This window comes from Phenylobacterium sp. (assembly GCF_044372605.1).
In the GTDB taxonomy this organism is placed as follows: domain Bacteria; phylum Pseudomonadota; class Alphaproteobacteria; order Caulobacterales; family Caulobacteraceae; genus Phenylobacterium.
This window is the reverse complement of the sequence record NZ_JBILRO010000161.1, coordinates 1-7814: the sequence shown is the minus strand read 5'-3', so window position 1 is coordinate 7814 and position 7814 is coordinate 1. Positions and strand designations below refer to the sequence as shown.

The window sequence follows — 7814 nt, the reverse complement described above, 5'->3', positions numbered from 1 at the left end:
CCACAGGGCAGTCGATCAGGTTAACGCCGGGCGTATTGAGGCACTTCTGTATCAGCTCCGGCAGCTCGGCCGCACTCGACACCCGGTAGCCATTGGCGCCGTAGGATTCCGCGTACTTCACGAAGTCCGGGTTGCCGTAGGTCAGCCCCCAGTCCTTGAAGCCCATGTTGGCCTGCTTCCAGCGGATCATGCCGTAGCTGTTGTCGTTGAGGATGAGGACGGTGATGTTGAGTTTCAGGCGGACGGCCGTCTCCATCTCCTGACTGTTCATCATGAAGCCGCCGTCGCCGCAGATCGCCATGACCTTGCGCTCTGGGTAGACCATGGAAGAGGCCATGGCCGACGGCAGGCCGGCGCCCATCGTGGCCAGGGCATTGTCCAGCAACACGGTATTGGCCATGCGAGCGGGATAGTTTCGCGCAAACCAGATTTTGTAGACGCCGTTGTCCAGGCAGATGATGCCGTTGTCCGGCATCGCGTCGCGAATCTTCTGCACCAGATACTGCGGATAGATGGGGAAGCGCATGTCGCCCACCGACTTGGCGGTATGCTCCACCTCGGCGGCGCGCGCCTTGAACATGGCCGAGAAGTCCCAGCCTGCCTGGGGCAGAATGTCTTCCTTGATCTGCCAGATCGCGTTGCCGATATCGCCGATCACTTCGTACTGCGGGAAATAGACCGGATCGACCTCGGCTGATCGGAAATTGATGTGAATCACCTCCGTGCCGCCCGGCTGCATGAAAAACGGCGGCTTCTCGATCACGTCGTGGCCGACGTTGATGATCAGGTCCGCGGAGCCGATCGCCCGGTGGACGAAATCGCCAGCAGACAGCGCCGCGCAGCCCATGAACTTGCCGCTGGTCTCGTCGACCACGCCTTTGCCCAGTTGGGTGGAAACGAACGGGATCCCGGTCTTCTCGATGAATTGGGTGAGCATCCGGCTGGTCATCGCGCGGTTGGCGCCCGCGCCGATCACCAGAATGGGGGATTTCGCCTGCTCAATACGCTTGGCGGCGGCACGGATAGATTTTTCGTCGGCGACCGGGCGGCGAGCATTGCTCTTTACCATCGGCTTTTCGTCGGTGTGCTCGTCGGCGATGTCCTCGGGAAACTCGATATGCACCGCCCCGGGCTTTTCCTCCTGCGCCAGGCGGAAGGCCTCGCGAACCTTCGAAGGGATGTTATCGGCTGAGGCCAGTTGGTGCGTGTACTTCGTGATCGGCTTCATCATGTCGACCACATCGAGGATCTGGAACCGACCCTGTTTGGATTTCTTGATCGGCTTCTGGCCGGTCAGCATCATCATTGGCATTCCGCCCAGCTGTGCGTAAGCGGCGGCTGTGACGAAGTTGGTGGCGCCCGGGCCCAGGGTGGCCACGCAGACCCCGGCCTTGCCGGTGTGGCGGCCATAGGTGGCGGCCATGAATCCGGCGCCTTGCTCGTGCCGCGTCAGGATGAGCTGAATTTTTGTAGATCTTGAAAGGCTGTCGAGAAAATCCAGATTCTCTTCACCGGGAACACCGAAGACGTGCAGCACGCCTTCCTCTTCCAGACACTGCACGAAAAGATCAGACGCTTTGGTCATGTGTATGCCCCCATCACAGCTTATGAGTTGTCGCAAATTCCGACGACTTGTGAAGTGCCTTAAAGCAGGCTTGGACATTCAGATGTGTTTTGGTCTTAACTCATGGCGGATTCCGTAGTTTCTCAGACCGGAACCAACAGGCGGCGACCGTGGGGCGCCGCAAATCATGGGGGGCTTCATGGCGGTAAGTGATCACGTTGATCTGGCGACATTCATCGAGGGGGTGAGGCGTCGCAATCCTGGGCAGCCGGAGTTCGCTCAGGCGGTTCAGGAAGTCGCGGAAGACATCTACGACTACATCCAGGACAAGGAACAATACCACAAGTACCAGATCCTGCGCCGGATCGCCGAGCCGGATCGGGTGATCAGCTTCCGGGTCTGCTGGGAAGATGACAACGGCAATATTCGTGTCCAGCGTGGCTGGCGGGTCCAGAACAACAATTCCATCGGCCCCTACAAGGGCGGTATCCGCTTCCATCCATCCGTCACGGAAAGCGTACTGAAGTTCCTGGCCTTCGAGCAGACCTTCAAGAACGCTCTCACGGGCCTGCCCATGGGCGGCGGAAAGGGCGGCGCCAACTTCAATCCCAAGGGAAAGTCCGACAATGAAGTGATGCGCTTCTGCCAGTCGTTCATGAACGAGCTCTATCGTTACATCGGCGCCGACATTGACGTCCCAGCCGGCGACATCGGGGTCGGTGGTCGCGAGATCGGCTACATGTTTGGCCAGTACAAGCGCTTGACCAACGAGTTCACCGGCGTGCTGACGGGCAAGGGCCTGGAGTACGGCGGCAGCCTGATCCGGACGGAGGCCACCGGGTACGGCGCGGTCTATTTCCTGCGCAACATGCTGGCGACCCAGAAGGATGGGGTCGAAGGCAAGAATGCCGTGATCTCGGGTTCAGGCAACGTGGCGACTCACGCTGCGGAAAAGATCAACCAACTGGGCGGCAAGGTTCTGACGCTGTCGGATTCCGAAGGCTACATCTATGACCCGGCGGGCATCTCTGAAGAGAAGGTCAACTGGGTCAAGGACCTCAAGAACAAGCGCCGCGGCCGCATTTCCGAGTATGCCAAGGAGTTCAAGGGTTCCGAATTCGTCTCGGGCAAGACCCCATGGGGTGTGCCCTGCGATCTGGCTCTACCCTGCGCCACCCAGAACGAGCTGACGGGTGACGATGCGCGCCTGCTGGTTCAGAACGGCTGCATTGCGGTTTCCGAGGGCGCCAACATGCCGACGACGCTGGAAGGCGTCCACGTGTTCAAGGATGCGCAGATCCTGTTTGCGCCCGGCAAGGCGGCCAATGCAGGCGGCGTGTCGGTCTCCGGCCTCGAGATGAGCCAGAACTCGGCGCGGATCTCCTGGAAGGAAGACGAGTTGCAGCGCCTTCTGGAAGATATCATGGCCGGTATCCACGCCTCATGCGTGGAGTACGGCGGTCGACCGGGATCGAGGGTCACCGACTATGTCCGCGGCGCCAACATCGCGGGCTTCAAGAAGGTGGCCGACGCCATGCTGGCCTTCGGCGTGGTATAGAGGCGAGCGGGCTTTCAGGCGTGAGCGCCTCTCCCGCATCGGAGCGGCGCTCGCCTGTCTGGTCGACGCCAGAAACTCGTGCTCCTATGACTGGCGTCGGCGGGTCTGGCAGGCCTGTCGACCAGCGATATTGCGGCGGGTAATCCCAATCTATGCGAACCGACCAGATCGCAAGGGTCATTGCCGAGCGTTTTCCAGATGCCAGGCTGCGCAGCGTCGAGAAGCTGAAGGGCGGAGTTTCCGCCGAGGTCTATCGAGCTGACCTCTCTCTGGCGGACGGCGCAGACCAATCGGTCGTACTGCGGGCCATGGGCAAGTCAGGTCTGGAGTCGGCGCGGGAGTATGCCCTCCTGACGTCGCTGCACAACATCGGCATTCCGACGCCACGCCCGTTCTGTTTCGATGACAGCCGACACCACGTTGATGCAACCTACGTCTTGATGGCGTTCGTCGACGGCGCGTCGGATATACCGCTGGACATGGCTGGGCCGCGCATTGCCTTGATGGCGGAGGCGCTGGCGGCAATCCATAAAGTCCCGAAAACGACGCTGCCGCAGCTCCCCGATCGTCTCGACCCATTGCAGCAGCTGACGGAGTTTTTGCCGGTCGGCGAGGAATGGCGACCTCTGCGCGACTACTGTGAGTCTCTGGAAAACAGCGCCTACAAGGGCGTGCCGGTGCTGCTGCACGGCGACTTCTGGCCCCAAAACCTGATCTGGAAAGCCGGGCGGATCGCGGCCATTCTGGATTGGGAGGATGCCGCCTTTGGAGACCCGTTATCGGACGTGGCCTGTGCGGTGCTTGAACTGCGCTACCTGTTTGATGATTTGCAGATCGATCGGTTTCTGGCGAGCTATCGCCGCCACGCGGAAATAGACCCGCAGAGGTTGGCCCTTTGGCAGGTCTACGTGGCGTCCGCCGCCCAGCATTACATGGGCGGATGGGGACTCGAGCTATCGCGGGAGGCCCATATGAGGCAAATGGCGCTCCACCAGATTCGTGAGGCCGCCGCGATCCTCGGCATTGGGCTGCCAGGCTCGCTATCAAATGTTTAGAGCACGACGGGCGCTTGAACCGGTATCCACTTCAAGCTGTCGTGCTCTAGCCGCCGGAGGTCCGACGTGTGACCGCCTGCGTCCACTTCAGCGTCTCAAGCGGCGGATGTCCGGCCGGCGGAGTGGCCTTCCCCGGCGCATGGAAGCTGTGACAGGTGGTGCAGTCGGCGTCGTCGGCAGCCTTTGTCTGGGCCTCCGTCTTGCCGTGGCAGTTGGCGCATTTGGCGACGTCGGGGATCAGCACATCCGCGCTGCGTTCCGAAACGGTAGCCTTGTGGCAGTCGACGCATTCATAGCCGCCGGCCTTGGATGGCCCTGGACCGCCGTGCTCCGGCACGCTGTGGTCAAAGGCTCCACGCGGCATGTAGCGCTGGGTCAGCTTCACAGGCGCCATCTGCACCGTATCGCCGGCCCAGGTGATCGTGTGGCAATCGTAACAGGCACCGCCCTTGGAGAAGGTCGCACGCCATGCGCCGGCGCCGGTCGCGGTGAACACAGCCGGACGGATCGTGCCCGGGCGCTGTCGGTCCGTCCCGCCTGTGGCTGCTGGCGGTCGCCCGGCCAGGGTGTCCACAACCTTCTGCAATTCACCGTGCGGTAGGGACTTCAACTGACCGTTCGTGTCACGGGCGAAGGCGAGGGAGTGGCAGCTTGCACAATCCTTCTCCATCTCGATCGGACGGAAACCTTTTCCGGAAGGGTCGGGCGCGTGACAGGAGGCGCACTGGAGCGCAGCACCGTAACCATTGGCCTTGCCCAGCACGATGGCCTGACGTGCAACCCCGCCCAGAGGGTCGAGGTGCATCTTGTGCGGGAAAATCAGCCCATTGCGCTCCATGGGCAGGCCCTTGAGTTCAAGACGTTGGAACGTCGGCTTTGGACCGGCAGCCGAGGTCATGATCAAGGGTCGGAAGGCCGGATGGCGACCCCAGTCGGGAGTATCGATCAATTCGGTCTTGCCCAACCGCATCTTGAGCTGGCTGTGACAGCTCTCGCAGTCCTGTACGACCACAAGGGTCGGCTTGTCGGCCAGGGGCGCCTTGACGTTGGTCTCTAACTTCGCGTCTGGCTTGGTGTGCTCGATGTGGCAGCTCGCGCAGCGATCCGTCGGGTGATTGACTGCGCGCTGGATGAGGGCGCCAACCTTAGGGCCGATGGCGTCGGGCAGCGGTGCGGCTCGCCGCAGCTTGTCTTGGGAAGCGTGCTCGGCGATCAGCAGGGGTTCAAAGGGACTGCCGCCGGAGCGTGATCGATCCAGAGTGGCGGCCTGCGTCGCTGCATCTGGCCCGGCCTTGTGACAACTGAGGCAAGTTTCGTCCTGAACCGCCACGAACGCCTTGACGTGACAAGCCTTGCAATCGGTCTCGAGGAAGGCGTGGGCTTTGGAGAGGGGGCCGGACGACCATTGCTGGTCCGGATGGATCTTGACCTGGGACAACCAGCCAGACGCCACCAGCGGCACAATCAGAGACAGCAGAACGATGCTGACTCCCAACGCCCAGGCCATGTTCCGGCGACCAAACACCGGCGCCTTCAATGAGAAGATGCTCGGGTTCGGATGGTCCTCATGTTCCTCGCGTGTGACGGTAATCACCGCCGCGCCATCGTCGCCCGCCGCAAAGGCCAGCCGATACGCGCCAAATGCCGCCACGGGATCGCCGGACAGATTGAACTCGACCCGCTTCGTCGAGCGCCCGTTCAGCTCAAAGCCTGCGTCAGCCACGCTTTCCAGGACAACGCGGCCGGACCCGGAGAACCGGACTTTGGCATGATGCAGGTCGACGGCCAGATCCGGCAGATGGATATCGCTCTCGGGCGCCCGGCCGATGGAGAGTTCCGGTCCCGCCAAGCGGCGCTCACGGATGATCGGATCGCCGCCGGCAGCGCGCTGAGTGATCAGCTTGAGGTGAAATTCCTGCGACATATCACCAATAAGCAAAGACGCTGACGATGTGCGCGATCAGCGCCGCCAGCAGGGCGAAAGTGGCAGGGATGTGCACGAACAGCCAGACTTCCAGAAGGCCCGTGATCCGTATCTGACGCCGCGCCAGAGCTAGAGCGTCCGCCTTTTGCTGCATCAGTTCCTCGATCTTGACCAGAACCTCGCCCGAAGCGCCGGTGCGCGACAGGGTCCGGATCCGATCAAGGGACTGCTTGGTGGCGCAATCGCCATAGTCCCCGCTCAGGCGTTGCCAGAATGCACCGCCGATCTGTGTGTCCTCGACGCAATGGCGCACGATGGCTGCCCCGGCGCGGTCGAGGGGTTGGGCGGCTTCCTGAAGTTGGGCGTCCAGACTCTCGAGGGTGTCCAGCATTTGCCGTCGAGTGATTTCACCCCGGTTAGCGCTCAATCGATGCGGCATCACCGTATAGGCCCAGATGCCGAACCCGCCCGAGGCGATCACCAGCATCATCAGGGCATAGGCGAGGGTGTGAACGTTCCACCCGAACTGGAATCCGGTGTGCAACGTGGCCAGCACCGTAAGGGAGAGGCCCAGATAGACATGCGCAGAAACCCAGGCCTTGAGGGAATAGTAGCCATCGCTCACCGCGCGCTTGCGGACACCGAGGCAGGCCAGCCAGACGATCAGGCCCGCACTCATAGTTCCCAGAATGTATCCCAGCCAGCTTCCACCGCTGGGAGGTTCCATAAGGCCTTGGGCGGCGAAGAAGTAGACGCCGATCGAAGCCACGCAGAGTCCGGTAGCGACAATCGCCCAGCGGAAGCCCTTGTGCCGCAGGAACCCTTCGTGGGTCCGTTGGCGAACGCGGCCTGACTGTACCCCGGTTTGAGTCACGGCCTAGCCCGCGCTCCTTTCAATCCGCGTTACCGAAAGGAAGGCGTCGGGTGAGACCCGGATCGCCGCCCCCGTCGGACAGGCGCGTACGCACGCCGGACCGCCGGATTTTCCGGAACACATGTCGCACTTGATCGCGAGCTTCGGAGACTCGCTACTTTGCTTGGCGGCAGCTTTTTTCCGCCAGGCGTAGTCAGGCTGGCCAGGCCCCGGACCCATGCCGAACAGCATCCACTTCAGCAGGCTTGGCTTTGGCGGCGGCGGCTTGTCCATCTGGATCACGCCATAGGGACAGGCGCGCTGACAGTTCCCGCAGCCGATGCAGGCGTCGGAGATGAAAACCTCGCCGTCCGGTCCGCGCCGGATCGCGTTGGGCGGACAATCGCTCATGCAGTGAGGGTGTTCGCAATGCCGGCACGACGTGGGGACATGGATATTGGCGAAGGTCGTTCCGGCTTCCCGGTTCAGGCGGGATAGTCCGTCATGGCTGTCGGCGCAGGCTTTCTCGCAGTTGTCACATCCGATGCAGAGGCTTTCGTCGATCAGCAGCACGTCGGTGGCTTCTCCGATTCCCTGCTTGATCAGGAAATTGGCCACGGAGGAGTACATGTCGACGGCGCCGGCGAACTTGTCCTGCTGGCTCTCGACAAAGGCGTTGATCTCGCGTCGGGCTTTCATCTCGTCGCGCAAGCGCTTGTCGAGTTCGGGTTTGCGCTTGAGGAGTTCGCGGAACGGTTCAGCCGGCAGTTTCACCACCGTGGACCGGATAGCAGCCTTGACGGTCGTCGAACGGGGAGTCCGTTCGATCATCGCCATTTCCCCGGAGTAGGATCCCGCAG

At 62.0% G+C, this 7814-nt stretch carries 6 protein-coding genes; 2 read left to right on the top strand and 4 right to left on the bottom strand.

Annotation, left to right across the window (positions count from 1 at the left end; translation table 11 throughout):
• A partial coding sequence (locus ACIQ42_RS12865; RefSeq protein ID WP_397422596.1) for an acetolactate synthase large subunit occupies nucleotides 1-1585 on the bottom strand: 1585 nt, incomplete at its 3' end.
• A gap of 178 nt (nucleotides 1586-1763) precedes the next feature.
• Between ACIQ42_RS12865 and gdhA the strand changes: the two genes are divergently transcribed.
• The gene (gdhA, locus tag ACIQ42_RS12860) at nucleotides 1764-3122 is read left to right on the top strand and encodes an NADP-specific glutamate dehydrogenase (protein ID WP_397422595.1); all 1359 of its coding nucleotides are present in this window, start codon (nucleotides 1764-1766) and stop codon (nucleotides 3120-3122) included.
• 152 nt (nucleotides 3123-3274) lie between these two features.
• A complete protein-coding gene (locus ACIQ42_RS12855) occupies nucleotides 3275-4177 on the top strand; it encodes a phosphotransferase family protein (protein WP_397422594.1) in 903 nt (300 codons plus the stop codon).
• A 46-nt stretch (nucleotides 4178-4223) separates the two neighbouring features.
• Here ACIQ42_RS12855 and ACIQ42_RS12850 read toward each other — a convergent pair whose 3' ends face one another.
• The 3 genes from ACIQ42_RS12850 to ACIQ42_RS12840 all read right to left on the bottom strand — a co-directional run.
• Nucleotides 4224-6101, bottom strand: a complete 1878-nt coding sequence (locus tag ACIQ42_RS12850; RefSeq protein WP_397422592.1) for a cytochrome c3 family protein — start codon at nucleotides 6099-6101, stop codon at nucleotides 4224-4226.
• A gap of 1 nt (nucleotide 6102) precedes the next feature.
• Nucleotides 6103-6975 carry a hypothetical protein gene (locus ACIQ42_RS12845; RefSeq protein ID WP_397422590.1) on the bottom strand — a complete coding sequence of 291 codons (873 nt, stop codon included), beginning with the start codon at nucleotides 6973-6975 and terminating at the stop codon, nucleotides 6103-6105.
• Nucleotides 6976-6978: 3 nt separating this feature from the next.
• A partial coding sequence (locus tag ACIQ42_RS12840; RefSeq protein ID WP_397422589.1) for a 4Fe-4S dicluster domain-containing protein occupies nucleotides 6979-7814 on the bottom strand: 836 nt, incomplete at its 5' end.

Coding starts and splice junctions, on each gene's coding strand:
- gdhA (WP_397422595.1), top strand. CDS start 1,764: ATGGCGGTAAGTGATCACGTTGATCTGGCGACATTCATCGAGGGGGTG.
- ACIQ42_RS12855 (WP_397422594.1), top strand. CDS start 3,275: ATGCGAACCGACCAGATCGCAAGGGTCATTGCCGAGCGTTTTCCAGAT.
- ACIQ42_RS12850 (WP_397422592.1), bottom strand. CDS start 6,101: ATGTCGCAGGAATTTCACCTCAAGCTGATCACTCAGCGCGCTGCCGGC.